Here is a 24098-nt window from a genome sequence, read left to right on the forward strand (position 1 = left end):
GGGTGTCACTCGTAGTAGTCGAACGCGTTCTCGGTGCGGCGGAACCGGTGGACGGCCCAGAGGGCCGCGGGCTGCTCGGGCGTCAGGCGCACCTGTACGTCGGGACCCTGCCACAGCGAGCGCTGGTCCGACATCAACTCGTGCACCTGATACGTCTCGTCGGGGCGCGCGCCCAGCCACTCCAGCGGGACGTGCAGCAGCGCCTCCTGGGCGGCATACGGGTCCAGGCTCACGGCCATCAGCACGATGCTGCCGCCGTCGGGCGTGCGCTTGCCGTAGAAGAGGACGCGGTCGTTGTTCGACGAGAAGAAGCGCAGCGTCCCGTACTGGTGCAGCGCGGGGTGCGTGCGGCGCGCGGCGTTGAGGCGCGCAATCCAGTCCCGGATGTTGCCGGGCCGGTCCCAATCCCATGCGACCAACTGGTACTTCTCCGAATCGGTGTACTCCTCCTTGCCCGGGATGGGGCGGCCTTCGCACAGCTCGTAGCCGCAGTACATGCCCCACACCGAGGAGAGTGTGCCCGCCAGCGCCGCGCGCAGGCGGAAGGCGCCAGGCCCCGCGTTCTGGAGGAACTCCGGGAGGATGTCCGGCGTGTTGGGCCAGAGGTTGCCGCGGAAGTAGTCGGACACCGGCGGCTGGGTGAGCTCCTCCAGGTACTCCTGGAGCTCGCCCTTGAAGTTGCGCCAGGTGAAGTAGGTATACGACTGGGTGAAGCCCACCTTGCCCAGGGCCTTCATCACCTTGGGCCGGGTGAAGGCCTCGGACAGGAAGAGGACCTGCGGATGGGCCTCCTGCACGCGGCGGATGAGCCAGGCCCAGAACTGCGTGGGCTTGGTGTGGGGGTTGTCCACGCGGAAGGTGTTCACCCCGTGCTTCACCCAATGGAGGACGACCGACTCCAGCTCCGCCCAGAGCGACTCCCGGGCGGGGCCCATCCAGTCGAAGTTGACGATGTCCTCATAGCGCTTGGGCGGGTTCTCCGCCGTCTTGATGGTGCCGTCCGGCCGGTGCTGGAACCACTCCGGATGCTCCTTCACATAGGGGTGGTCCGGTGAGCACTGGAACGCCAGGTCCAGCGCCACCTCGATGCCGTGCGCCTGCGCCGTCTCCACGAAGTGCCGGAAGTCCTCCAGCGTCCCCAGCTTCGGGTGCACGGCCTTGTGGCCGCCTTCCGAGGCGCCAATGGCCCAGGGGCTGCCCACGTCGTCGGCCGCCGCGGTGAGGCTGTTGTTCTTGCCCTTGCGCGCCGTGCGGCCAATGGGGTGGATGGGCGGGAGGTAGACGGTGTCGAAGCCGAGCTGCTGGATGTACGGCAGCCAGGCCTCCGCGTCCCGGAACGTGGCGTGGGTGACGCCGTCGCGCAGCGCCGAACGGGGGAAGAATTCGTACCACGCGCTGAAGCGGGCCTTCTGCCGGTCCGCGAAGACCTCCAGCACCTTGTCGTAGCGGCGGGCCAGCGACCGGTCCGGATGGGCCGAGGCCACGTCGGCCAGCTCGGGCGCCAGGGCCACGGCGAGGAGGTCAGGGGAGGGGGCCTGTCGCAGCCGGGCAGCCGCTTCGGTCAACACCCGCGCGTCGTCCAACTGCTTCGCCGAGCGGGCTCGGGCGACGGCGCCTTCCAGCAGGGCGGCGCCTTCCAGCAGCTCGCTGCGCACGTCGCGGCCCGCGTCGACCTTGCGCTTCAGCTCGGACGTCCAGGTCCGGAAGAGGTCTGGCCAGGCTTCTATCGTGTACTCGTAGCGGCCGTTCCGCGTCAGGGGGAAGTCGCCTTCCCACCGGTCATTGCCGAGAAAGCGCATGGGCACTTCCGCCCAGTCGGTCTGCTGGGATTTGGGTGTCACCTGGCGCCAGCGGATGACGGCGACGAGGACGTCATGGCCTTCCTTGAAGACATCGGCCTTGACGGTGCACCGCTCTCCCACGACGCGCTTCACGGCGTGGCGTCCCGCGTCCAGCTCGGGGCTGACTCCCTCGATGAATACGCTTCCGAGTCGTTCAGTCATGGTGGCTGGCGGCCCTTATAGGTCTTGGGTTGTGATGGCCTCGCGGCGAATCGCGATTGTTGTCGATGCTGGACGGCTTGCGCGCCGGCCGCGTTGGCTCGTCAACGTTAAGGATGGGGGCGGGCACTGCCCACCCTGGAAGGCACAGCGCGCCCGGGCGCCCGCCTGCCGATACTTGAAGCTGGGAACTGCCCTGCTGATTGAGCTATCCGGGACGAACATGGCGCCTCCTTCCTCCGCTGTGCTCCGAGCAAGCGACCCTGCGCTGGACCTGGCCCTCCTCCGGCAGGTCGCCCTGGGAAGCCCGCGGGCCATGCGCGACGTCTACACGCGCTGCGGCGGACGGTGCTTCGCCATCGCGTTGCGGTTGCTACCAAACCACGCTGACGCGGAGGAGGTGTTGCAGGAGACCTTCCTGGAGGTCTGGCGGCGCGCCAGAGAGTTCAATCCAGAACGCGGCGGCCTGGAGGCCTGGGTGACGACGATTGTGCGCACGCGCGCCATCGACCGGCTGCGGGCGCAGGGAACAGCGGCCCGCCTGGTGGAGGGCGCGGCGCGCCAGGCGCCTCCGGTCAGCGCCGCGCCCGACGCGCCCGACGAAGCGGCCAGCCAAGGGGAGGCGCGTGTCCGGGTGGTGGCCGCGCTGGCCCAGCTCCCGCCGGAGCAGCGCGAGGTGGTGGCGCTGGCCTACTTCGAAGGCCTCTCCCAGCGGGAGATTGCCGAGCGCACCGGCGACCCGTTGGGCACGGTGAAGACGCGCGCGCGGCTCGCGTTGGAGAAGCTGGGGGCGCTCCTGGAGGTGCTGCGCCCAAGCGCCTGAGATTCCCTCAACGGCCCTTCTTGCGCTCCGTCTTCGCCGACGGGGCCTCTCCGTAGCCGGGCACCACGAGCCCGAGCGTCTGGACGAAGTTGACCGCGGCCTCCACGGGGATGCGCGTGGCCTTCACCCGGTTGCGCGCGGGGTCGATGAACACGCCCTTCGCGGTCCCGAAGTCCGCCTTCGTGAGCGTGCAGCCTCGGAAGTTGCTGCCGGTGATGTCCGACTCGCTGAAGTCCGACTCGGACAGGTCCGTGTCGATGAAGTTCAGCTCCATCGCAGTGCAGCGCAGGAACGCCGTCTTCCGCAGGCTGAGCCCCGCGAAGGTGCAGTAGCGCAGGTTGGAGCCGTCGAAGGTGACCTCGGGGAAGGTGCCCACGTCGCTCCAGTCGATGCCCATCAACTTGGAGCTTTCGAACCGCACGTCTCGCAGGGAGGTCTCCGTGAACCGCGCGCGCGTGAGGTCGCAGCCGGTGAAGACGCAGGCCTCCATCCGAGTCCTCGTCCAGCGGCTCTCCTGCAGGGTGCAGTCGCGGAAGGTGCAGCGGTAGAACTCCTTCCCGCCGAGGTCCGCCTCCTGCAGGTTCAGGTCGGCGAAGGTCTCGTTCTCGAAGCTGTCTTCTTCATGGAGGCGCTGGGAGGACATGGCGGGCCCGTCACTAACGCCAGTGGGCGCTCGCTGGCCAAGGCATTTCGCTCCGGGCATCTATCCATGACGCACGGTGAAGGCCGCCAACACGGGCCCGGCAAGGCGGGTGTTCGCGGGAGACGTCGGCCCTCCTTCGGGGAGCTGAGTGAGGAGCGCTTCCAGTGCGGGCTTCATCTCCTCGAAGGCGGCGGTGGCCGCCGCCGCGTTGTCGAAGAAGCGGTGGTAGAGGAGCCAGCCGGTGACGGAGCAGGCAATGGCGTGGAAGGAGCGGGTGTCATCCAGCTCGTAGGTGAGCCGCGCCAGCCCGCCGAAGTCCTCATCCCGCGCGATGATGCCGCCCTGGGTCCCCATCCACCCGATGGAGCCCCCGTCTTCATATGGCCGCCACGCCGCGTCTTCCGAACGTCCCACCATCCACCCCTTGCGAGGAAACCGGCGCCATCATGCGTGGCTCGGGGCGGACGCTCCAGGGCTCCGAGGCCTCCGCTTCGTCGGGCGGTGGACGTCGGACCGGCGCGGCGGAGGTAGGGAAGGGGAGCACGCCGCTGTTCGCGGAACAGTTGACGCGGGGCGGTTTGTGCCCGGCGAGGCGTCGTCCTAACCTGCCATGTCCATGAAGGCGATCCTCGTCTCCCTTTTCCTGTTGGGCTCGGCGCCGGAGTCCAGCGCGCCAGCGATTCCGCCCGAAGCGCTCGCGGCGCCCCCTGTCGCGGATGAGTCTCCCACCGCGTGGTCCTGCACCGTGGACACCCTGCGCGCTGGAAAGGAATGCGTCTTTGAGGCGGACCTGTCCGCGGGCTCGCCCAGCGATGCGCAGGACGCGTCCAACAAGAAGCTCCTCCAGGACGTGAGCCGCGCGCTGTGCACGGAGGCGGTGGGCAACATCCGCGAGGGCCGCCCGGACGCGACGCTCACCGCGCTCTGTGAGCGGCGCTACATCACCGCCGTGGACCAGTGCGGCCTGGAGGGCACGTCGTTCGTGGTGGATGCCAAGGGCCGCTTCGCTCCCGGCGCTCGCTCCTGCTACCGCGCGCTGGCCAGCGTCCTTCAAGAGGTGCAGTTCATGGCCACGGTGGCCTCGCCGTGCTGCGAGTGCGCCGCCCGCGCCAACTGTCCGGGCACCGCGGACCGCTGCTATGCGGAGGTCGCCCAGCAAGCCACCGCGCCCCAGACGCAGGCGTGCCTGAGTGACAGGTGCGCGGATGCGTGCGCCGTCGTGCTGCCGGCGCCTCGCTCCGGTGCGCACCCCGCGCCCACCGTCCAGCAGCGCAACCGCTCCACCAGCCCTGGCTCCGCTTCCCTCTAGGGGTTCCGCCCATGCGCCATCCTTCCTGGAAGCTGTCCACCTGGGCCCTGCTGGGCTCGTTCGCCGCCGGCTGCGGCGCCTCGCATTCCCATGTGACGTGGTCTGAGGACGCGCCGCACCCGAAGGAGGAGGTGTTCGCCGTCAGGCCTCCGCCGGAGCCGCCCGCGCCCAGCCCCACCGCGGACCCCAGGGCCTTCGCCGCCCGGTACGCCAACCCGGCCGTGTGTGAAGCCGCCGCGCGGCGCCTCCAGGGCGCTTCACGGGATGAGGCGTGGGATGGCCTGAAGGCCTGCATCGAGCACACGCCCTTCACCCAGCTCAACGCGCTGCTGGGCCGCGCCTGGGCGAAGGAGCTGAGCGTCCGTCCCGAAGGCGCGAAGCTCATCGCCCGCGTGGTGGCCCAGCGCGGTGGCAGCGTGACGGGCGAGCTGCGCTACCTCCAGGAGAAGCAGATCCCCATCTTCTCGCTGACCTCCGCCATGGATCGGCCGGACACGTACAAGGGCCGCTACGTGCTGCTGCGCGCTCAGGTCGCGGACCAGCGCTCGGAAGGTGCGCGACCCACGGTGTGGCTGGTGGAGCAAGCCCTGCGCTCCGTCCAGACGGACGAGGTCGTGGGTTATGGCGAGCGCATCGACTCCGTCATCGCGTACTCGGGTGACGTGGGCGGGCGCGGCGCGGTGACCACGGCGGAGCGCTCCGGCCGCGGCACCACGCGGCGCTTCGTGGAGAACATCTCCGACGAGACGGGCCGCGAGGCACTCGGCCGTCTGGCCAGCGCCGACCCGTTCCTGGAGACCCGGCGCGACTACGTCATCCTCGCGCGCTTCGACGGCGTCCGCCTCACGTCGGGCGGCGCGGAGACGGATGACGAGGCGCCGCGCATCCCGGTGCTGACCATCGTCAGCTACCACGCGCCGCAGGCGCTCGTCGTCTACTGAGCGGCCTTCGACGCGGGCTCGTCGCTGAAGGACGGCGGCGGGGTCTGCGTCAGGGCCGGGGCAGGCTGACCGCTGGACATCGCGAGGAGTCCCTTGAAGCACCGGACGGCGAGGAGCCAGTTCTTCGGGCGCTTCAAGTCGAGCCCGCCGACGAGCTGCTTGAGGATGCTGAGCGTGTCGAAATAGACGCGCTCGCAGACCAGCGTCCCGGCTTCATCGAAGATGAAGAACCCCGTCATCCTCACCCGGAAACGGTTGCCCGTCGGCGGTATCGCGCCCAGGGGCCCCAGGTGGGTCCCCATCAGCCAGAACTCCACGATGACGGCGTCGTCACTGTGGCGCAGCGAGATGATTTCGTGGGTCTGGTCCGGGAAGGCGATGCGGGTGTCGCGGTAGTACGTGCGCACCGCGCTGTCGCCATCGTGCACCGTCAGGGTCGGGACCAGCTCGTAATGCGGGTGCGGGAAGGTCGACAGCACCGCGTCCCAGTCCTGCCGGACCTCGTCACGGAAGTGGGCCAATACGAGCTTCTGACGCGCCTGGCGGACCTGTTCGGTGAGCACGCTTGCCTCTTCGCGGCGTGGTGGAATCACCGAGCGTACCCGTGACCGGATTTCCTACGAAAGCCTTGATGACGCAGAAAAAAAACGAGGCGTCGGGGAACTCGCCCCGACGCCTCGCCATGGAAACCGACCCCGCGCCAGTCCCCATGAAACCGTGTGCAGGTCGCGCCCGCGCTACTGCCGGGTCGCGCCCATAATCGTGAAGTGGTGCGCTACATCGCGGCCCGAGCCCACGTCCACCGTCACCGGGTGCTCAGGCGCGGTGGAGGCGCTGACGGAGGCGGGCGGCTCGAGCTGCACCGTGAAGGTGCCCGGGATGAGGAACTTGAAGACCGCATCATAGGTGCCGTCTCCGTCCGCGTCGGCCAGCGCCAGCCGCTCACGGCTGCCCGCCTCGTTCGTCATCACCGCGCTGAAGTCGCCCAGCGTCACCTGACGGCCGTCCACCACTGGCAGCGCCACCGTGGCGGCCGTGTCCGCCGTCACGCGGATGCTGCCGGAGGCCGTCATCTCGGCGGACTTGATGACCGGACTCATCACCCACCTGCCTGAGTTGCCCGCCTCCTTGCCAAAGCTCTGGCCGACGTCGAAGTCCACGAGCAGCACCTTCTGCTCGCCTTCGATGGTCAGCTTCTCGGAGAACTTCACCTTCAGCCCGGACGCGCCGTAGCTGGGCATGTGGAGCTGGCCGCCCACCTGCGTGCCCGCGGGCAGGCCGGCGTAGTCGGCTGACGACGCGAACACGGTCGACGAGCCATCCTCGTTCGCCACCTCAATGTAGCCACCGGTGATGACGAAGCGAAGCTCGGAGTAGTCCCCATTGGGGACCACGGCTTCGGAGACCAGCTCGGACGTCGAATTGGCGAGCTCCAGGAGGTTCACGGTGGCGGGCGAATCGCGCAGCACCACGCGGCCGTCGTCGCCGCCCTGGAGGTAGATTTCAGAGATGGTGACGACGGCGGTGCGGAGGTCGTCCCCCGGCGCGTCGGTCAGCAGCAGGGTGACCTTGCCTTCATTGCCGCCACACGCCATCAGGGGAAGCAGGGCGATGGGCAGCAGGGCCAACAAGCGCGAGCGAAGAGTCATGGTCGGCACGTCCCGAAAGGGGCCCGCCGGAATTCCGGGCCGTTCGATACGTAATGACCCAGCCCGGAAACCTCCGGCCACGCGAACCTGCACACGTCACCGCGAAAGCAGGGCGGCCGGAGGCCTACACCCACTTACGCCGGCGACGTGTCCAGGCCGTGTTTGCGCAGCAGCTTGCGCAGGTACACGCGGTCGATGCCCGCCTCGCGGGCCGCGCGGGACACATTGCCCTCGCAGCGGTCGATGAGGGCGCGCAGGTAGTCGCGCTCGAAGCCTTCGATGATGCGGTCCTTGGCTTCCTTGAAGGGGAGGTCCAGGGAGATGGGGCGCGTGCTCTCCGGGTCGTCCGAAGGCGGCGGCAGGGTGGTGGGGTCCTCGGCGTGGGAGGGCAGGTCCGGGATGTCCGGCAGGGCCTCGTCACCCAGGTTCACCACCCGGTCCACCACGTTGCGCAGCTCGCGGACGTTGCCCGGCCACGGGTACTGCGCGAGCAAAGCGCGCGTCTGGTCCGACAGCGCGCTGGGAGGACGCCCCATGCGTTGCAGCACCGTGTCGACGAGCAGCGGCACGTCCTCCAGTCGCTCCCGCAGCGGCGGAAGGCCGACGCGGAGCACCGCGAGCCGGTGGAAGAGGTCGCCGCGGAAGCGCCCGGTCTGCACCGAGCCCTCCAAGTCCTGGTGCGTGGCCGCGACGACGCGCACGTCGACGGTGCGGTAGTCGTTGGAGCCCACGCGCTTCACCTGTCGGCGCTCCAGCGCGCGCAGCAGCCGGGGCTGGACTTCCAGCGGCAGTTCGCCGACCTCGTCCAGGAACAGCGTGCCGCCGTGGGCGCGCTCGAAGGCGCCCGCGCGGTCGGCGTGCGCGCCCGTGAAGGCGCCTTTCACGTGGCCGAAGAGCTCGCTCTCCAGCAGCGCGGGCGCGATACCCGCCAGGTCGGCGATGACGAAGGGCCCCCGGGCCCGAGGGCTGTGCGTGTGAATGGCCTCCGCGCACAGCTCCTTGCCCGTCCCCGTCTCGCCCTGGATGAGCACGTCCGACTCACCCGCGGACAGCCGCTCCAGCAACGTGAAGAGCTCCCGCATGCGGCGGCTGTTGCCCACCAGCGCGCCGAAGGCGCTGCGCGCGGACAGGGGGCGCGCCCGGGGCCGCTCGCTCTCCGGCATCAGCTTCAGCTCGGTGGTGCCCAGCTTGAGGACCGCGCCCGTGCGCACCTCCAGCTCCTGGAAGCGCATGCCTTCGCAGAAGGAGCCATTGCGCGAGCCCGGGTCCACCGCGCGCACGCCGCTCTCGTTCACCTCGAGGAGGAGGTGCTGCCGCGACACCGCCCGGTCCGAGAGGAGGATGTCCGCATCCCGGCCCGAACCCACGCGATAACGTCCAGGCATCAGCGGCCAGTCGCGGCCAGCGTCCGGACCCGACAACACCACCAGCCGGGTACGTACCCTTTGGACGCGAATGGCCGGCAACGCATCGGTGCGGACCAGCTCGTCGTCCCCGTCCTCATCTCCCAGACTCGCCACGGCGCGGACGATATCACAGCCGCCTTGCGGGGTTGGCCTCCGCATTCCCGGGTTATGCGGTAAACTTTGAAAGGGGGTGTCAGCCGCGATGGCAAGTGCGCCGCGAGAGCGATTCGGCCGGTATGAGCTTCAAGAGCGGGTGGGCCATGGCGGCATGGCGGAGACGTGGCGCGCCCGGCTCCGGGGCGCGGCGGGCGTCACCAAGTCCGTGCTCATCAAGAAGGTGCTCCCGGAGTACGCCAACGACGAAGCCTTCGTGTCCATGTTCATCAGCGAGGCGCGCATCTCCGCCACGCTGTCGCACGGGGCCATTGCCCAGGTCTTCGACTTCGGGAAGGTGGACGGGCAGTACTTCCTGGCCATGGAGTTGGTGGAGGGCCAGCCGCTGAACCGCATCATGAAGCGAGCGCTGCGCTCCGGCTTCCACTCCCTGCCGGTGCCCATCGCCGTCTTCATCGCCATGGAGATGTGCCGCGGCCTGCACTACGCCCACACGCGCGGTGACGAGAAGGGCGAGCCGCTGGGCATCGTCCACCGGGACATCTCTCCCGACAACGTCCTCATCGGCTACGAGGGAGAGGTCAAGATCGTCGACTTCGGCATCGCCAAGGCGCGCTCCCTGCGCAGCTTCAACACCGAGCCCGGCGTGGTGAAGGGGAAGTACCTGTTCTTCTCGCCGGAGCAGGCGCGGGGCGAAGCGGTGGATGCCCGAACGGACGTCTGGGCCACCGGCGTGGTGCTGTTCCAGATGCTCTGCGGCCGGCTGCCCTTGGAGGGCCAGGTCCACACGGTGTTGCAGCGGTTGAACAGCGGCCAGCCGCTGCCCTCGGCGCGACAGGTGCGGTCCGACATCCCCGTGGCGCTGGACGCCATCCTCCAGCGGGCGCTCGCGCTCCGGAAGGACTCCCGTTTCGCGTCCGCTCACGCGCTCGGGGATGCCCTGGCCGGCTTTCTCTACTCGTCCACCCCGCGCTTCTCGCCCATGTCCGTGGCGTACCTGCTGCGGGAGCTGTTCCGCCCCGACCTGGAGGCGCTGGGGGTGGATGCCCGCGTGCCGGCCGCCTTCGCGGAGGAGCTGTCCATCTGGCGCGAGGCGCCCCCGCTGCCAGCGCCCACGCAGCACGGCGTGCCAGCGCTGGACCTGGCGCCGGACTCCCGCACCGAGGAGCGCGGGCCGGTCGAGGTGGACGACGCGGCGCGGGAGGCGCCCGCGCCGCGCGTGACGCGGGTGGGCCTGTTCGCCGAAGGCAGCCGGAGCTCCCAGTGGGTGGCCAGGGTCGGCCTGGTGGTGGCCGCGGTGCTCGCCGCGGTGGCGGTGACGCGGGTGGGGTCCGACTTGCTGGCCGCCGCCAGGGAGGAGGCGCGCGTGCCCGGGCCGCCCGTGGCGCAGCGGATCATTCCTCCCGTCGCAGCCGCCACACGCCCGGTCGCGGCAGCGGCGCCTTCGCGGGCCTCCGCGGCCGTGGTTGAGAGCGCGGATGACGAAGAGGTGTCGGAAAACGCAGACACGCCGGAGGCCGCAGCCGGACGCTCCGGCGTGGCGCGGCCGGTCTCCGGAGCGCGGAGCGGCAAGGTCGTTCCCGCGACTGGCTCGGGCGCACGAGGACCGACGCGGCAGGCCCAGGCGACGCGGCTGGGCGAGGCGGGCAACGCCCTGGCGGCGTCGCAGGTGACGGCGGGGCCCGCGTACAGGGTGCTCATCGCCGGGCGGACCCTCCAGCGCGAGGGGAAGTTCACGGCCGCACGGAGCTCCGCCCGCGAGTGTGTCCGGCTCGAGCCCGACAACGCCGAGTGCTACCTGCTGCTGGGGGCGGTGGAGGTGAAGCTGGGGCGAGTCGAGGAGGGGGCTCGCAACTACCACCGCTTCCTGGAGCTGGCCCCTTCGGACCATCCGCTCGCGAGCACCGTCCTGCGCACCCTGCAGGAGTACGAAGCCCGCCAGCCCGGCCGTCCATGATTCGACGCAACGAGTCATCCGGTTGCGCGCCGGGGGCTTGGAAAAGCGAGGGAGCCTCCCGTACAACGGGGCTCGCATGACGCACCTCCGCTTTCCTCGACTCCTGACGCTCCCTGCGCTGCTGACGGCGGCCGCATGTGGTGAGTCTGACTCCATCCCTGTCCGGACCTGTGACGTGACGTTGACCTACGCACCGCAGCAGTCCGTCGCGGGCGACGTTCAGGTCATGGGGGAGTGGAACAACTTCGCCTCCCTGCCTCAGGCCATGACCGACCGGGGCGACGGCGTGTTCACGCTCCGCCTGGAGGGGCTGGAGCCGCGCGACTACGGCTACCGCTTCGTGCTGGGCGACAAGCAGGAGCTGGACCCGGAGAACCCGTACTCGCGTTGGGTTCGCGCGGAGGAGTATTCGCGCCTCACCGTGCCGGACTGTCGCCAGCCCGTGCTGGAGCTGAACCGCTTCACGGTGACGCCCGAGGGCGCGCTGGACGTGGCCGTCTCCTACCTCGATGGGACTGACAAGGCCGGCCCGGCGGGTGAGGGCCTGGTGCTGTCGCTGGACGGGACGCCCCGGCCGGACGCCTATGACGCCGCTACCGGCCGCTTCAGCCTGAAGGTGCAGGGCCTGGCGCAGGGCAAGCACCACGTGAAGGTGGTGGCCCGGGACAGCCAGGGCCGAGAGGCGGAGCCGCTCTACCTGCCGTTCTGGGTGGAGCCGGAGCGGTTCCGCTGGGAGTCGGGGCTGATGTACTTCGCGTTCACCGACCGCTTCAACAATGCCCGGCCGGAGAACGACGGCCCGGTGGCGGACGTGGACCCCATCGCCAACTACCTGGGCGGTGACTTCGCGGGCATCACCCAGAAGCTGGAAGAGGGCTACTTCGACGCGCTGGGCGTGCGCACGCTCTGGATTTCGCCGGTGGATCAGAACCCGGAGGGGCGCTTCATCGGCACCGGCGGCAAGTACTACACGGGCTACCACGGCTACTGGCCGTCGAAGCCGCGCGAGACGCAGCACCGCTTCGGTTCGCTGGAGGAGCTGCGCGCCCTCACCCAGGCCGCGCACAAGCGGGGCATCCGCGTCATCGCCGACCTGGTGCTCAACCACGTCCACCAGGAGCACCCCTACTGGACGAACCACGGCCAGGAAGGCTGGTTCAATACTTCCGCCAGCTGCGTGTGCGGCTCGCAGGACTGCGACTGGGAGGCCCAGCGCCTCATCTGCAAGTTCACGGACTACCTGCCGGACTTCAACTGGCGCTCCACGGACTTCGTGGACCAGTTCGCCGCGGACACGCTGTGGTGGCTGGAGCAGGCGGACTTCGACGGCTTCCGCCTGGACGCGGTGAAGCACATGGAGCAGGTGGCCGGGCGCACCATCCGCGGGAAGCTGAAGGAAATCACCGCCATGACGGGCACCGAGTTCTACCTGGTGGGCGAGACGTTCGTCGGCGCGGACGGCCGTTCGCAGATTGCCCGCTACATCAGCCCGCGTGAGCTGGACGGGCAGTTCGACTTCCCCCTGTACTGGCCGGTGCGCGAGGCCTTCGCGGACGGCCAGGGCCTGCAGCGCGTGGACGACGCGGTGCGCGCCAACGAGGTCTTCTACGCGCCGGGGACGCTCAACTCGCCGTTCCTGGGCAACCACGACGTGGCGCGCTTCATCTCCCAGGCCGCGGGGCAGCTGCAAGGGGAGGGGAGCGACCCCTTCGGCCCCAACCGCCCGTCCGCGGTGGTGACGGACCCGACCGCCTTCGAGAAGATGAAGTACGGCTTCACCTTCGTGCTGACGCAGCCGGGCGTGCCGCTGGTGTACTACGGCGACGAGGTCGGCCTGCCGGGCGCGGGGGATCCGGACAACCGCCGCTTCATGCGCTTCGGCGGCACGCTGGCGCCGCTGGAGCAGGAGCTGCTCGGCTTCGTGCAGAAGCTGGGGCAGGCGCGCCTGGCGCACGAGGCGCTGCAGACGGGCGCGCGGCGGACCCTGCGCGTGGAGAACGACCTCTACGTGTTCCAGCGCGATCTGCCGGACGGGCGGGGCGCTCTGGTGGCCATCAACCGCGGCGCCGTGGAGCGCTCACTGGTGCTGGAGCTGATGGGGAGCCTGGCCGCGAGCAGCGACACCTACGCGGACATCTTCACGGGGCAGACGCTGCAGCTCGCCGGCACGGAGACGGTGCTCGTCGTCCCGCCGCGCGGCGTCGCTGTCTACGTGCCTCACCAGGGGTAACCGCGCGGGGATGTTCCGGTGGAGGGGTGGGCCGTCCCCCTTCCGCCGGCGCATCCCGCTCAGGACTGCGGGGCCGCCTGCTCGCTCTTGCCGTGCTTGTAGAAAAACACCATGGTGTAGCAGTGGAATTCGTTGTCGGAAGACTGACACACGACCCGGTCCACAATCTCCAGGTCGGAGTTGCTCTTCAGCCACCGGGTGACGTTCTCACCCAGCTCCTCGCGCTCCTTCGCCTTGGTGGCGGAGAAGACCTTCACGCCCGTGAACATCGCCTGCCACTCCTTGTGCGGTGCTGATTCAGGACAATAGGGGGTTATCGCACGCGCCGTTCCGGGGTGTCAAAAACCCGGCTTCCCTGCCGCGGGGATATTGCTCGTCCACGCCTGGGGGTTTGCAGCCTCTTGCCCGTGCCTATGTTGCTCGAGTCGCACCTGATTGCGTGGGGCGCTCGTGGCAGGGGGCCGCGAGTGGCGGCGGAGTGGGGAAGGGGGAAGGCCCGTGGACATGAAGACCAAGAAGGACCTGGCCGTAGACTTCATCAACACCATCCGGACGATGGAGCCCTCCGCGCTGAATGCGCTCATCGTCAAGGAGGCAGGTGAAGAGCTGGCCCAGTTCTTCCTCAATTACAGCGCGAATCTCATCTCCAAGGACCCGTCCCGGGTGCTGGAGAACACGTCCTCGCTGATGCTGATGGGGTACCTCATCCGCACCTACGAGGAGAAGAACACCCAGGCCACCCAGGGCACCTTCCAGTCCTACGCGTTCGCCTGAGCCGGGGGCAGGGCGTTGCAGGCTCGACAGGGCTCGGGGGAGCCTGTTAGGGAGCAGCGCCCATGCTCATCGACCTGCACGCCCATTCCCACCTGTCCAAGGGTTGCGAGCTGGATCCTCGCGCCGTGCTGGAGCGGGCCGCCTTGTTCGGCCTGGACGGGGTGGCCTTCACCGAGACGAACACCCAGGACGGCTGTGACGAGCTCTTCGAGATCGGCGCGAAGTCGAAGCTGAAGGTCTTCGTCGGGCTGGAGCTGGTGACGGACCGTGGACAGTACCTGTGCTTCTTCCCGAAGCCGGAGCTGGCCCCGGAGCCGGTGCAGATGTGGGGCAGCAACCGCGAGAAGCCGTGGAGCGCCGCCGAGTGCCTGCCCAAGGTGAAGGCCCTGGGCGCCGCCATCATCGCCGCGCGGCCCTATGACCGGGACTCGCAGAACCCGGCCATGGACTTCATCCGCTCCCTCAGCGTGCTGAGCGCCGTGGAGGGCTACAACGCCCGGGTGAAGCAGACGTCCAATGACCTGGCCGTGGAGGCCGCGGCGGCGCTGAAGCTTCCGTGTGTCGGAGACAGTGACGCCCGGGGCTCGCTCGACGAGGTCGGCCGGGGTGCCACGCTCTTCAAGCGGCCGGTGCAGACGCAGGCCGAGCTGGTGGCCGAGCTGCTGAAGGGCGACTTCTGGCCGGTGATGGCCGGCGACCTTCCCCGGCTCACGCGCCCGGGAGAAGCCCAGGCGGCGCGCAAGTCCGGTGGTGGTGGCCGCGGCGGTGGTGGCAAGCGCCGCCGTCGCTAGCCGGCGCTCACCGCGGTCCGCTCAGGGGACGACCTGGCCGCCGCCTTCCTCGGCGCGAGCGAGGCGCCCGTCCGTGAAGAAGGCGCGGCGGCGGCCGCCGGGGTAGATCCACTCCTCGTTCTTGGCCGTGCCTTCCAGGGAGCGCCGCACCGTCTCCGGCGGGCCCCAGGCCATGCGCGCCGCGTCCGCGGACATGTTGGCTACCAGTCGCTTCTCGCGCACGGCCTCCTGCACCGCGGGGGGCAGCGCGTCCAGGGTGGGCTTCAAGTCCCGCGCGGACAGGTACTTCTCCAGCTCCGTGCGGAAGTCCTCCGGGCGGTCCAGGTTGGGCGGCATCACCAGGATGAGCGGCGGCGCGTTGGCGGGCGCGCCGGCCTCCGTGAGGTACACCCAGGGCCAGGCGCGCGGGCTGTAGAGGACGCGCTCGGTGATGACCCAGGAGGTGGGGAACTCCACGCGGGTGATGCGCACCTTCGTCCCGGCGGGGAGCACGCGCTCCACGGCGCCCGGGTTGATGGGGGCGCCCTTCGTGTCGTCGAGCAGCCGGACGTCCTCGGGCGCGTAGGGCGTCAGCAGGCGCTTGGAGGCGTCACCGAAGAGCGGCGTGACGTTGCTGGAGACGCGGAGGTACTGCTCCGCCTCCGGGCCGGAGAGCGTCTGGTGGAGGGAGGTCCGCGCCTCGGGTGGCATGCGCGTCTGGGACGCACAGCCCGCGCCAAGCACGGTCAGCAGGGAGAGGGACAGGATTCGGAATGGGGCGAGCGGCATGGCACCTCCGCGGGACAGGGCCCGGCAGGTGTCCTGATTAGCTCACCGGGCTGGCTGCGTCAGCGGGGATGGCTCCAGCGCCTCGCGCTTGCCGCCGCGGCATCCGCGCTGGGACGGGCAGATGGGGCCGCGGCCATGCGGGTCCGCGACGAGGAGGAAACGGCCGAACCCGCGGGTGTCCGTCAGCTCCGGATGACCACACAGCGCGCAGTGACGGGGAGGACGCTTGGAGGGGGGAAAGGGCACGGGGCGTGAGTGTGCGCCGCTCCCATGCCCGGAGCGAATTTTCGGCGGGCCCGGCCCCAAGGGGGCGCGGGCCGGGGACTACTTCTTGTCGCCCGAGGCGGCCGGCGCGGCGGGGGCCGGTGCCGGCGTGCTGGGCGCGCTGCTGGCCGGCGAGGACGCGCTCGACGACGAGGAGGAGGCGCTGCTGCTCGACGTGGAGCCGCCGCCGTCCTTCTTGGTGGAGCTGTACAGGTCGGAGTACCACCCCCCGCCCTTGAGGACGAAGCTCGAGCGGCTGACGACCTTGGTCATCGACCCCTCGGCCCCGCACGCGCTGCACGTGGCAGGGGCGGGGTCGGAGATCTTCTGCAGCACGTCGATCATCTTTCCACAGCTCTGGCAGGAGTACTCGTAGATGGGCATGGTTCTCAGTGCCTCGTCAGGGTGTTGATTCAGCGGGAGCCGGCCAGCAGCTGCTTGCGCAGTCCGTCCGCCAGTCCCAAGCGCTCCAAGGCGCGGAAGACGAGCTCGGCCGGGGCGCCGTGCTTGCGGGCGACGGCATCCGCCAGTTCGTGCAGGTCTCTGGCATCGTTCAGGACCTCACCGACCAGCCGCTCCAGTTCCTTGCGGAGCATGTCGGCGAACTTCTTCTGGATGCCCAGGTCGGCCAGGTACTTCTCGCGCCCGAGCAAATCCAGCCGGTGCGTCAGGTGGGGCGCGGCCAGGGCCTCGCGGCGGAAACGCTCGCGCAGGGCCTCCACTTCCTCCGTCAGCGACAGCACGGAGACCAGCCGTTGCAGCTCCGACGGGCTCAGGCCCAGGGCCCAGGCCACGCGGCCGGCGGCGCCCCGCTGGCCGGTGAAGCCGTCCAGCACCTGGCGGCGCTCCTTCTCCACCATCGTGTCCATCAGCGCGTGGTCCCGGAGCACGTTCTCCAGGTCCATCTGCGTCAGCTCGCCTCGCGCGCCATTGAAGCGCTGGGACAGGGCCCGCAGCAGCGCGAAGCGGTGGTCGGCCGCCTCCAGCGCGGCCTCTACGATGGGCTTGCCCGTCAGGCGCGTCAGCTCCAGGAAGGACGCGCGCGGCGCCTCCACGCGGGTGAAGCGGCCCCGGGGGCGCGGCAGGTCCCTGCGCGAGAGGGCGGGCTCCTCGGCGAAGTCGGCGGGCGACCCCAGGGTGTCCTCCGTGGGGGCGCGCTTGCGCGGGGCGATGCGCTCCTTGACGGTGGCCTCCAGGTCCTCCTTCGAGGCCTTGCCACCCTTCTTCCCGGAGGACGCCTCCGCGGCGGGTGGCGGGGCGAAGGTGAGGGTGGGCTCCGCGGGAGCTGGAGGAGGCGTCCTCTGCTCGCGCACGTGGGCCAGCTCGCGGGCGACCTCATAGAAGCCGCACGCCTGACGCTGCGCGGCCACGGCGGCCTGGGTGCCGCTGAGGATGTCGATGACGGCGAAGGGCCCCAGGGGGGAGGCCTCGGGTTCGCCGTCCGTCAGTGCGCGGACGCGGAAATCATCGGCCTCGGCCAGGAGGGCCAGCGCCTCGCGGACCTCGGGTGCCGGTGCGGGTGCTTTCGCGCGCCTGCAGAAGTCCGAGACGGCAACCGCCACGGGGGTGGGGACGTCGTCGGGCTGCCGTCTTCTCTGCCAGGGACTGTTCATGAAGGTCGCGGAAAAATGCTCGTTTACGAGGGCGGATGCCTCTATCTTCGCCTGCAGACAGGTGTCAATGAGCCAGTCCGATTCCAATCTAAACAGCCTACGGCGAGTGCAAGTCGAGGGGACGAGCGGGCGGGAGGGGAGGCGCCCCCCGGGGCCGCACGCCAGGCGTTGCGGGGAGGATGGGACAGGAGTATCAGGCCCGCCGCGTTCGCAGACCAACACATGTCGGTGACGTTTTCTTCTCCGGCGGGGCGCCTTTGGTGGGAAATGGCCGGGTCGACCTTGAAGGATTTCACATGAGCCACAGCCATCACCACCACGACGACGACCGGGACAAGGACGAGGTGCTTGCCCGCTACATGGCCCAGCACGGCCTGAAGAGCACGCGCCAGCGCAGCCTCATCATCGACACGTTCTTCTCGGTGGGAGGCCACCTGTCGGTGGAGGAACTGTGGAACAAGGTGCGCGAACAGGACACCAAGGTGTCCGTCGCCACCGTGTACCGCACCATGAAGTTGCTCAACGAGTGTGGCCTGGCCCACGCGCGCAACTTCGGGGACGGGCAGACGCGCTACGAGGCGGCCGCGGGGCGCGACCACCACGACCACCTGGTCTGTACGCGCTGCGGCGCCATCATCGAGTTCGAGAACGAGCGCATCGAGGCGCTCCAGGACGCCGTGGCCCGCAAGCACGGCTTCAAGGTGACGTCGCACAAGATGGAGCTGTACGGCCTGTGCCGTGACTGTCAGCGGGCCGGGCCGCCCGCCTCGGAGGCCTGAGCGTCATGTCCCGCGCGCTGCTCCGGGGAGCCTTCGTGGCGCTGGTGGCGTTGGCCGGCTGCCGGGGGACTCGCCCGGTGGACGCGGGGCACGCCTTCCTCAACGCGCTGGCGCTGCCGTCGGTGGGGCCCACCCCGCATGACCTGCGCGCGCTGGACGGGAAGGTGGTGCTCGTCTCGTTCTTCGCGACGTGGTGCTTCCCGTGCCTGGCGGAGATGCCCACGCTGGAGGCGCTCCAGAAGGACTACGGCCCCCGGGGCTTCCAGGTGGTGGCGGTGGGCATGGACCTGGAGGGGGAGAAGGTCCTGGCCCCCTTCGCGGACCACTATGCGCTGCGCTACCCGGTGCTGATCGCGAACCAGGCGATGATTGAAGGCCACAGCGCCTTCGGGGCCATCCAGGGCCTGCCCACCACCGTGCTGTTGGATCGCCGGGGCCGGGCCGTGGCGGGCTGGCATGGCGTGGAGTCCCACACCGACATGGCGAAGGCCGTGGAGAAGCTGCTGGCCCAGCCCGAGTAGCTCCTCGGCATTGCTACAGGCCTGGAGCGGAAATCTTGCGGGGCAGGGGGCCACTGGTACGGTCCTCCGCGCTCATGACGGCGAGGCGAAAGTTCCTGGTGGTGGCGGTGGGGGTGGCTGCGGCCCTGAGCCTCGTGTCCGTCGTGGACGCGAAGGGCTTCCGCCGCTACCTCTCGCTCCGGCAGGACGTGGAGTCGGTGCAGGCCCGCAACCGCTCCCTGTCGACCCAGAATGAGGCCCTGCGCAAGGAGATTGCCGCCCTGCGCAAGGACCCGGCCGCGCTGGAGCGCGCCGTGCGCGAGGAACTCGGCTTCGTGAAGCCGGGGGAGCTGGTCTTCCACCTGGAGTCCCCATGACGTCGCTGCCCGAGTTTCCGTCTCCCGGAAGGTTGCTGCGTCTCGCGGTCCGGTCCATCCCGGCCGCGGCCGCGCTCGCCACGTTCATCCACCTGGCGCGCGGCGGCTTCCGGGGGCTGAGCACGCTGGGGTGGACCGAGGCGGCCCTGGTGGGCTGCCTGCTGGTGGGCATCGCCGTGGCCGCCTGGCGCCGGGCCATGCGCGGCGCGGTGGGCGCCGTCATCGATTTGCGGGACGACCTGGAGCTGGGCGGCGCGCTCATCTCCGCGGCCTTCGTCGTGGTGGCCATTGGCGGCGGGGATTTGTTCCCCATCGTCTACCTGCTGATGGCGTTCCTGGTGGCCTTCCTGCCGCGCAACGCGGGCCTGACGCTGCTGGGCGTGGCGCTGGTGTACGACGCGCTGGTGACGCTGGTCGGTCCGGTGCCCAACGCCACGGGCTACCTGACGCACGCGGCCTTCCTGGCCCTGTTCTCCGGCCTCTACCACCTGGTGCTGGCGACGCGCATCGCCGCCGCGCGCCGGGCGGAGAGCGACGCGGTGCAGAAGCGCATCCGCGAGGTGGAGGAGCGGGCGCGCACCTTCCGGCTGGTGTCGTCCGGCACGCAGGACAGCTTCAGCGGGATGAGCTCGGACGAGAAGTGGCTGGTGGCCTCGGTGAAGGAGATTGAAGGCGCCGTGCAGGCCGCGCTCGAAATCGCGGAGACGGGGCTGCGCACGAACACCTGCGCCGCGTTCCTGCTCACGTCGGATGACCGGAGCCTCAAGCTGTACGACTGCCGCTCCGGCTCCGAGCGGGTGCAGCGCGAGCGCTTCAACGCGGGCGAGGGCATCATCGGCGGCGTGCTCAAGCGCCGCGCGCCGGTGCGGATGAACTCGCCGAGCGGGCTCAAGGGCGTGACGCACTACGAGGGCGGCGGCCCCGCAGTGCAGGCGCTGCTCGCGGTGCCCATCCTGGAGGCCAGCGGCCTGGTGCGCGGCGTGCTGGTGGCGGACCGGCTGGCGAACGAGCCCTTCAGCGACCAGGATGAGAAGCTGCTCTCCATCATCGCCGGCGAGGTGCTGCGCTCCATCGAGGTGGAGCGGGTGATGAGCTACATCCGCAAGACGCGCGACGAGAAGGACCGGTTCTTCCGCGCCATCGAGGAGCTCAACCGCGCGGGCAGCCCGGACCAGGTGTTCGTGGCGGTGCTGGAGAGCACCCGGCAGCTGGCGGGCCTGGACTTCTGCGCGGTGACGCTGGTGTCCGAGGCGGACGGCAAGCGCATGCACCGCGTGGTGCGCATGTCCGGCGTGACGGCGCAGGGCCAGGCGCTGTCCGGCCAGAGCTTCGAGGACAACAACGGGCTGGTGGCCAACGTGGTCCGCTACGGGGCGCCGCTGCCGGGTCGCGACATCAAGGCCATGGACCGGCAGATCATCTTCGACGACGAGACGCAGATTCGCGGCCTGGGCGCGCTGAAGATCTTCCCGCTGGTGGCGGGGGACCGGATTCTTGGCACGCTGGTGGCGGGCTCGCGCAAGAAGGCCGCGTTCGAGCAGGACGTGCTGCGGATGATCGAGGTCATCGCCATCCAGGCCGCGCAGGCGGTGCTCCGTGCGCAGCTCTTCGAGCAGATGGAGCGCATGGCCACCACGGACGGCCTCACCGGCCTGTTCAACCACCGCACCTTCCAGACGAAGGCGGATGAAATCCTGGCCCAGGCGCGCAGGTACCAGCGCAAGTGCTCCATCATCCTCACCGACGTGGACCACTTCAAGAGCGTCAACGACACCTACGGCCACCCGACGGGAGACCAGGTGCTCAAGGGCGTGGCCCGCATCATCAAGACGATGGCGCGCGACACGGACATCGTCGCGCGGTACGGCGGCGAGGAGTTCGTCATCATCATGCCGGAGACGGACGCCAAGGGCGCCTTCATCATCTCCGAGCGCATCCGCGAGGCCGTGAAGGCGGAGACGTTCCAGACGGAGATGGGGCCGCTGAAGATCACCATGTCGCTGGGCATCGCCACCTTCCCCGACAGCGGCACGGAGAAGCAGCAGCTCATCGACCTGGCCGACCAGTGCCTCTACCACTCGAAGCGCAACGGCCGGAACCAGTCCGTCACCGTGGCCATCATGCAGGGCGGCCGGAAGCTCCAGGCGGCGAACGCGTCCTGAGTTTGAAGCAGGGGGCCGCCCGTGACGCGCGGCCCCCTGGAAAGGCTTCAGCGGCCTACAGCGAGCGCAGGAACGCCAGCAGCGCGTTGCGGTCCGCGCTGTTCATGTTGGCGAAGTTGTTGCGCGCCGCCTGGCCCTCGCCGCCGTGCCAGAGGATGGCCTCGGAGAGGTTGCGGGCGCGGCCGTCGTGCAGGTAGGCCTCGCCGCCGCTGACGCCCGCCGTCAGGCCAATGCCCCACAGCGGAGGCGTGCGCCACTCCGCGCCGGTGGCCTGGCCGTCCACCAGGTTGTCCGCCAGCCCCGGGCCCATGTCGTGCAGCAGCAGGTCCGTGTATGGACGGATGCTCTGACCGCGCAGCTCCGCGTGCGGGTGGTACGCGCTGGTCGTCAGGGAGGCCGTGTGGCACCGCGCGCAGCCCGCGTTGTTGAACAGCGTCTCACCGCGCAGCGCCGTGGCGTCGCTCAGGTTGCGGCGCGCCGGCACGCCCAGCAGGGAGATGTAGCGCGTGAGCTTGTCCAGCTCGGTGTTGGCCAGCTCGGTGCTGGTGCCGGCGCAGCCCTGCTGCGACGGGCCGCAGTCCAGCGACGGGAACACGGAGGTGGTGACGCCGAGGTCGCTGTTGAGGGCCTCGGCCACCTGGTGGCGCACCGTGGCGGTGCTGGCCTTCCAGCCGAAGCGGCCCAGCCGCGTCACGCCCGTCTGCGGATCCCTCACCTGGTGCATGCGGCCGGAGATGCCGTCACCGTTGCTGTCGTTGGGGTCCGCCAGCGCGGCGATGGCCGACTCCGGGACGGCCTCCAGCAGGCCCATACCCACCAACTGCGGGGAGATGCGCGCCGAGTAGTTCGTGGGCGTGTTGTTGGTGAAGGCGTAGTTGGGCCGGCGCAGCTCGAACCCGGCGCCGTCCCCGTAGGTGCCGGAGGTGACGGTCCACCCGGTGATGCGGGCCGCGCCCTCGGGCGTGCCGCTGGTGCGGCGCGGCTGCAGCCGGTAGCCGAGGAACGGGTCGGCGGCGCCGTTGGCCTGGCCCACCTTCACCACGTAGTTCGTCAGCGTCGTGTTGGTGCCCGGGGGCAGGGCGCGGCCGTTCTGCACGTGGCAGGAGACGCAGGACGGGGCGACGTAGCTGGGACCCAGCTTGCCCTGGTGCTGGGTGAGGGCGGGGTTTCCCGGCTCGGAGTGGCTGCCATCACCGAAGTTCGTGTGGTGGATGCGGCGGCCCTCCACGAAGGCCTGCGCGCTCACCGGCGCCAGGTTGTTGGCCATCTGCAGGAAGCGGTTGTCGGGCTCGTTGGACTGCGGCGAGCTCAGCGTGGTGCGGCCGCCGCTCCAGCCCGCCTGCGGCATGGGGATGGAGTCCCGGATGGCGCCCGTCACGTCGTAGGGCACCACGCCGCCCGAGCCGACCATGTAGAGGTACGTGGTGGAGTAGTAGTTGAAACGGCCTTCCACCGGTTGACGAAGGAAGACGCCCACCTCCAGCTCCATGCGGTCACCCACGCGGATGGCGCGGCCTTCCTTGGCGTTGAAGTTGACGCTGGACGTGTAGAGGTAGTCGTTCACCGTGGTGAACTGGGCGTTGTGGAAGTACTCCGCCACGGTGCCGAGCCCGCGGAAGAAGGCGCGGAAGTCGGGGCGGTCATACGGGTACACGGTGTGCAGGTTCACCGTGACGCGGTTGCCGCCCTTGGCGACCTCGTCGACGATTTCGATGTAGTGCGTGCGCGCCTGGAAATAGAGGGGCAGGTAGTGGTCATACGACTGGAACATGTCCTCGCGCGCGTGGCGATCCCGGACGCGGTCGCCCACGCGGGTGATGATGGCGGTGGCCGTCTCCTGGACCGTCGCGGGCTCCAGCGGCGTGGACGTGGTGTACAGCGGGACGATGGGGCCCGTGGGAGGCGGCGGCGTGCCCGCGTCCGTGGGAGGCGGCGGCGTGCCCGCGTCGGTGCCCGCGTCCGGCGGGGGCGGCGGAGGCTGCGTGCCGGAGTGCGTGTAGCGCGTCCAGGCCGTGTCACGAGCACAGTTGCAGGACACGTCCCAGTACGTGAAGGAGTAGTCGATGGTGTCGCCCGCGGACAGGCCGGTCACCGTGTATTGGTTCCGGCCGTTGACGATGCCCATCCGATAGTTGAGCTGCCCCTGATTGTTGCGGACGTAGTGGATGTCCGCCCAGGCGGTGGTGTCGACAAAGAAGACGGCGGACGAGCCCGACGGCGTGACTCCAAAGGTGGCTGCGAACGCGTCGCCCACCAAGAGGGTTGCGACCAGTACGACAACGGCCATTCCTGTTGCTCTGTTGTGCATCGTTGTCCTCTCCAAGCGATCCACTCCGGGCGCGGATTGGGGAGATTCTCCATCGTCCGAAGGAAGTCCGATTCTGAGGCACGAAGGCAGGAATTCCTATGGAGTTCGTTAATTCGTACTAATCCTGTCGGCTCCGAGACGGAGGCAGGCAGGGCCTTCCACGATTGACGCGATGGGCCAGTCGCGACGTGGCGCGGAGCGTCATGGAGGGCGGAATCCGTTGCCCCTTCGCCGCGGGCATGGTGGATGCGAGGCAGGAGGTGGTCCTGGTACCGCTGGCGGTGACGACGAGCACGAAGGTGGACGCGGCGCTGGTGCGCGAGGCGCGGGCCGTGGCGGCGCGGTGGGGCGTGCCCTTCCTGCCGCGGCGCGCGAAGGAGAGCGTGGCGCCGTGGCTGGGGACAAAGGCGGCGGCGCTGCTGGTGGTGGGCGGAGACGGCGTGACGCTGTGGGACGCGGAGGGCTCGTTTGGATTCCACGCGGGCATGGCGCACCTGCGGCGGATGCGGCTGCGGGCGGGGGAGCCGGATGCCTTCGTTCGGGTGGCGGAGCTTCGCGCCGGGGACGCGGTGCTGGACTGCACGCTGGGGCTGGCGCAGGACGCGATGGTGGCGTCGCTGGCGGTGGGGCCCTCGGGGCGCGTGGTGGGGCTGGAGCGGAGCCTGGCGCCTGTCTCTTATTACACATCTC

At 69.8% G+C, this 24098-nt stretch carries 22 protein-coding genes and 1 pseudogene; 12 read left to right on the forward strand and 11 right to left on the reverse strand.

Features of this window, described 5'->3' with window-relative positions; all coding sequences use genetic code 11:
• Window positions 1–5: 5 nt before the first annotated feature.
• Window positions 6–2003 carry an alpha-1,4-glucan--maltose-1-phosphate maltosyltransferase gene (locus HV826_RS13295; RefSeq protein WP_176417387.1) on the reverse strand — a complete coding sequence of 666 codons (1998 nt, stop codon included), beginning with the start codon at window positions 2001–2003 and terminating at the stop codon, window positions 6–8.
• A 220-nt stretch (window positions 2004–2223) separates the two neighbouring features.
• Between HV826_RS13295 and HV826_RS13300 the strand changes: the two genes are divergently transcribed.
• Window positions 2224–2823 (forward strand): sigma-70 family RNA polymerase sigma factor, encoded by a 600-nt coding sequence (locus tag HV826_RS13300; protein ID WP_176417388.1) that lies wholly within the window; start codon window positions 2224–2226, stop codon window positions 2821–2823.
• Between the two features lie 7 nt (window positions 2824–2830).
• Here HV826_RS13300 and HV826_RS13305 read toward each other — a convergent pair whose 3' ends face one another.
• Both HV826_RS13305 and HV826_RS13310 read right to left on the reverse strand, forming a co-directional pair.
• Window positions 2831–3466: a pentapeptide repeat-containing protein gene (locus HV826_RS13305; protein ID WP_176417389.1), complete on the reverse strand. Its 636-nt coding sequence runs from the start codon at window positions 3464–3466 to the stop codon at window positions 2831–2833.
• A gap of 60 nt (window positions 3467–3526) precedes the next feature.
• Complete coding sequence (locus HV826_RS13310) at window positions 3527–3883, reverse strand: hypothetical protein (RefSeq protein ID WP_176417390.1); 357 nt, start codon at window positions 3881–3883, stop codon at window positions 3527–3529.
• Between the two features lie 193 nt (window positions 3884–4076).
• On the opposite strand from HV826_RS13310, the gene HV826_RS13315 reads away from it, so the two are divergent.
• Both HV826_RS13315 and HV826_RS13320 read left to right on the forward strand, forming a co-directional pair.
• Complete coding sequence (locus HV826_RS13315) at window positions 4077–4775, forward strand: hypothetical protein (RefSeq protein ID WP_176417391.1); 699 nt, start codon at window positions 4077–4079, stop codon at window positions 4773–4775.
• Between the two features lie 11 nt (window positions 4776–4786).
• A complete protein-coding gene (locus HV826_RS13320) occupies window positions 4787–5716 on the forward strand; it encodes a hypothetical protein (protein WP_176417392.1) in 930 nt (309 codons plus the stop codon).
• Here the strand turns inward: HV826_RS13320 and HV826_RS13325 are convergent.
• The 3 genes from HV826_RS13325 to HV826_RS13335 form a co-directional block, all read right to left on the reverse strand.
• On the reverse strand, window positions 5710–6279 hold the full coding sequence (locus HV826_RS13325; protein ID WP_176417393.1) for an ester cyclase: 570 nt from the start codon (window positions 6277–6279) through the stop codon (window positions 5710–5712). The genes HV826_RS13320 and HV826_RS13325 overlap by 7 nt on opposite strands.
• A 174-nt stretch (window positions 6280–6453) precedes the next feature.
• On the reverse strand, window positions 6454–7365 hold the full coding sequence (locus HV826_RS13330; protein ID WP_176417394.1) for a DUF4382 domain-containing protein: 912 nt from the start codon (window positions 7363–7365) through the stop codon (window positions 6454–6456).
• A 134-nt stretch (window positions 7366–7499) separates the two neighbouring features.
• Window positions 7500–8885: a sigma 54-interacting transcriptional regulator gene (locus HV826_RS13335; RefSeq protein WP_368670910.1), complete on the reverse strand. Its 1386-nt coding sequence runs from the start codon at window positions 8883–8885 to the stop codon at window positions 7500–7502.
• Between the two features lie 88 nt (window positions 8886–8973).
• Between HV826_RS13335 and HV826_RS13340 the strand changes: the two genes are divergently transcribed.
• Window positions 8974–10842 (forward strand): serine/threonine-protein kinase, encoded by a 1869-nt coding sequence (locus HV826_RS13340; RefSeq protein ID WP_176417396.1) that lies wholly within the window; start codon window positions 8974–8976, stop codon window positions 10840–10842.
• 76 nt (window positions 10843–10918) lie between these two features.
• The gene (locus HV826_RS13345) at window positions 10919–13072 is read left to right on the forward strand and encodes an alpha-amylase family glycosyl hydrolase (protein ID WP_176417397.1); all 2154 of its coding nucleotides are present in this window, start codon (window positions 10919–10921) and stop codon (window positions 13070–13072) included.
• Between the two features lie 59 nt (window positions 13073–13131).
• Here the strand turns inward: HV826_RS13345 and HV826_RS13350 are convergent, their stop codons facing one another.
• A complete protein-coding gene (locus tag HV826_RS13350) occupies window positions 13132–13341 on the reverse strand; it encodes a hypothetical protein (RefSeq protein WP_163787247.1) in 210 nt (69 codons plus the stop codon).
• A 229-nt stretch (window positions 13342–13570) separates the two neighbouring features.
• On the opposite strand from HV826_RS13350, the gene HV826_RS13355 reads away from it, so the two are divergent.
• Together HV826_RS13355 and HV826_RS13360 are read left to right on the forward strand one after the other, a co-directional pair.
• Entirely contained in the window at window positions 13571–13846 is a 276-nt protein-coding gene (locus tag HV826_RS13355; RefSeq protein ID WP_090492493.1) for a hypothetical protein, read from the forward strand.
• Window positions 13847–13908: 62 nt separating this feature from the next.
• The gene (locus HV826_RS13360) at window positions 13909–14637 is read left to right on the forward strand and encodes a PHP domain-containing protein (RefSeq protein WP_176417398.1); all 729 of its coding nucleotides are present in this window, start codon (window positions 13909–13911) and stop codon (window positions 14635–14637) included.
• 21 nt (window positions 14638–14658) lie between these two features.
• On the opposite strand, the gene HV826_RS13365 is transcribed toward HV826_RS13360, so the two are convergent.
• From HV826_RS13365 to HV826_RS13375, 3 genes are all read right to left on the reverse strand, one after another.
• The gene (locus HV826_RS13365) at window positions 14659–15405 is read right to left on the reverse strand and encodes a hypothetical protein (protein ID WP_176417399.1); all 747 of its coding nucleotides are present in this window, start codon (window positions 15403–15405) and stop codon (window positions 14659–14661) included.
• Between the two features lie 324 nt (window positions 15406–15729).
• Window positions 15730–16053 (reverse strand): FmdB family zinc ribbon protein, encoded by a 324-nt coding sequence (locus HV826_RS13370; RefSeq protein ID WP_176417400.1) that lies wholly within the window; start codon window positions 16051–16053, stop codon window positions 15730–15732.
• 29 nt (window positions 16054–16082) lie between these two features.
• Window positions 16083–17231 (reverse strand): hypothetical protein, encoded by a 1149-nt coding sequence (locus HV826_RS13375; protein WP_368670911.1) that lies wholly within the window; start codon window positions 17229–17231, stop codon window positions 16083–16085.
• Between the two features lie 347 nt (window positions 17232–17578).
• On the opposite strand from HV826_RS13375, the gene HV826_RS13380 reads away from it, so the two are divergent.
• The 4 genes from HV826_RS13380 to HV826_RS13395 all read left to right on the forward strand — a co-directional run bounded on the left by HV826_RS13380 (window position 17579) and on the right by HV826_RS13395 (window position 21100).
• Window positions 17579–18061 carry a Fur family transcriptional regulator gene (locus HV826_RS13380; RefSeq protein WP_176417402.1) on the forward strand — a complete coding sequence of 161 codons (483 nt, stop codon included), beginning with the start codon at window positions 17579–17581 and terminating at the stop codon, window positions 18059–18061.
• Between the two features lie 5 nt (window positions 18062–18066).
• Entirely contained in the window at window positions 18067–18582 is a 516-nt protein-coding gene (locus HV826_RS13385) for a TlpA disulfide reductase family protein (protein WP_176417403.1), read from the forward strand.
• A gap of 74 nt (window positions 18583–18656) precedes the next feature.
• On the forward strand, window positions 18657–18938 hold the full coding sequence (locus HV826_RS13390; protein WP_176417404.1) for a septum formation initiator family protein: 282 nt from the start codon (window positions 18657–18659) through the stop codon (window positions 18936–18938).
• Window positions 18935–21100 (forward strand): diguanylate cyclase, encoded by a 2166-nt coding sequence (locus HV826_RS13395; protein ID WP_176417405.1) that lies wholly within the window; start codon window positions 18935–18937, stop codon window positions 21098–21100. Before HV826_RS13390 ends, HV826_RS13395 begins: the two co-directional genes overlap by 4 nt.
• 55 nt (window positions 21101–21155) lie before the next feature.
• On the opposite strand, the gene HV826_RS13400 is transcribed toward HV826_RS13395, so the two are convergent.
• Window positions 21156–23408 carry a di-heme oxidoredictase family protein gene (locus HV826_RS13400; RefSeq protein ID WP_176417406.1) on the reverse strand — a complete coding sequence of 751 codons (2253 nt, stop codon included), beginning with the start codon at window positions 23406–23408 and terminating at the stop codon, window positions 21156–21158.
• Window positions 23409–23611: 203 nt separating this feature from the next.
• On the opposite strand from HV826_RS13400, the pseudogene HV826_RS13405 reads away from it, so the two are divergent.
• Window positions 23612–24098 (forward strand): annotated as a pseudogene (locus tag HV826_RS13405) (hypothetical protein); the annotation flags it as partial.

The sequence above is a fragment of the Myxococcus sp. AM010 genome, assembly GCF_013372585.1.
In the GTDB taxonomy this organism is placed as follows: domain Bacteria; phylum Myxococcota; class Myxococcia; order Myxococcales; family Myxococcaceae; genus Myxococcus; species Myxococcus vastator.

Excerpts from the sequence above, each read along its gene's own strand:
- HV826_RS13295 (WP_176417387.1), bottom strand. The coding sequence starts at position 2,003 with ATGACTGAACGACTCGGAAGCGTATTCATCGAGGGAGTCAGCCCCGAG.
- HV826_RS13300 (WP_176417388.1), top strand. The coding sequence starts at position 2,224 with ATGGCGCCTCCTTCCTCCGCTGTGCTCCGAGCAAGCGACCCTGCGCTG.
- HV826_RS13305 (WP_176417389.1), bottom strand. The coding sequence starts at position 3,466 with ATGTCCTCCCAGCGCCTCCATGAAGAAGACAGCTTCGAGAACGAGACC.
- HV826_RS13310 (WP_176417390.1), bottom strand. The coding sequence starts at position 3,883 with ATGGTGGGACGTTCGGAAGACGCGGCGTGGCGGCCATATGAAGACGGG.
- HV826_RS13315 (WP_176417391.1), top strand. The coding sequence starts at position 4,077 with ATGTCCATGAAGGCGATCCTCGTCTCCCTTTTCCTGTTGGGCTCGGCG.
- HV826_RS13320 (WP_176417392.1), top strand. The coding sequence starts at position 4,787 with ATGCGCCATCCTTCCTGGAAGCTGTCCACCTGGGCCCTGCTGGGCTCG.
- HV826_RS13330 (WP_176417394.1), bottom strand. The coding sequence starts at position 7,365 with ATGACTCTTCGCTCGCGCTTGTTGGCCCTGCTGCCCATCGCCCTGCTT.
- HV826_RS13340 (WP_176417396.1), top strand. The coding sequence starts at position 8,974 with ATGGCAAGTGCGCCGCGAGAGCGATTCGGCCGGTATGAGCTTCAAGAG.
- HV826_RS13345 (WP_176417397.1), top strand. The coding sequence starts at position 10,919 with ATGACGCACCTCCGCTTTCCTCGACTCCTGACGCTCCCTGCGCTGCTG.
- HV826_RS13350 (WP_163787247.1), bottom strand. The coding sequence starts at position 13,341 with ATGTTCACGGGCGTGAAGGTCTTCTCCGCCACCAAGGCGAAGGAGCGC.
- HV826_RS13360 (WP_176417398.1), top strand. The coding sequence starts at position 13,909 with ATGCTCATCGACCTGCACGCCCATTCCCACCTGTCCAAGGGTTGCGAG.
- HV826_RS13365 (WP_176417399.1), bottom strand. The coding sequence starts at position 15,405 with ATGCCGCTCGCCCCATTCCGAATCCTGTCCCTCTCCCTGCTGACCGTG.
- HV826_RS13370 (WP_176417400.1), bottom strand. The coding sequence starts at position 16,053 with ATGCCCATCTACGAGTACTCCTGCCAGAGCTGTGGAAAGATGATCGAC.
- HV826_RS13380 (WP_176417402.1), top strand. The coding sequence starts at position 17,579 with ATGAGCCACAGCCATCACCACCACGACGACGACCGGGACAAGGACGAG.
- HV826_RS13385 (WP_176417403.1), top strand. The coding sequence starts at position 18,067 with ATGTCCCGCGCGCTGCTCCGGGGAGCCTTCGTGGCGCTGGTGGCGTTG.
- HV826_RS13390 (WP_176417404.1), top strand. The coding sequence starts at position 18,657 with ATGACGGCGAGGCGAAAGTTCCTGGTGGTGGCGGTGGGGGTGGCTGCG.
- HV826_RS13395 (WP_176417405.1), top strand. The coding sequence starts at position 18,935 with ATGACGTCGCTGCCCGAGTTTCCGTCTCCCGGAAGGTTGCTGCGTCTC.
- HV826_RS13400 (WP_176417406.1), bottom strand. The coding sequence starts at position 23,408 with ATGCACAACAGAGCAACAGGAATGGCCGTTGTCGTACTGGTCGCAACC.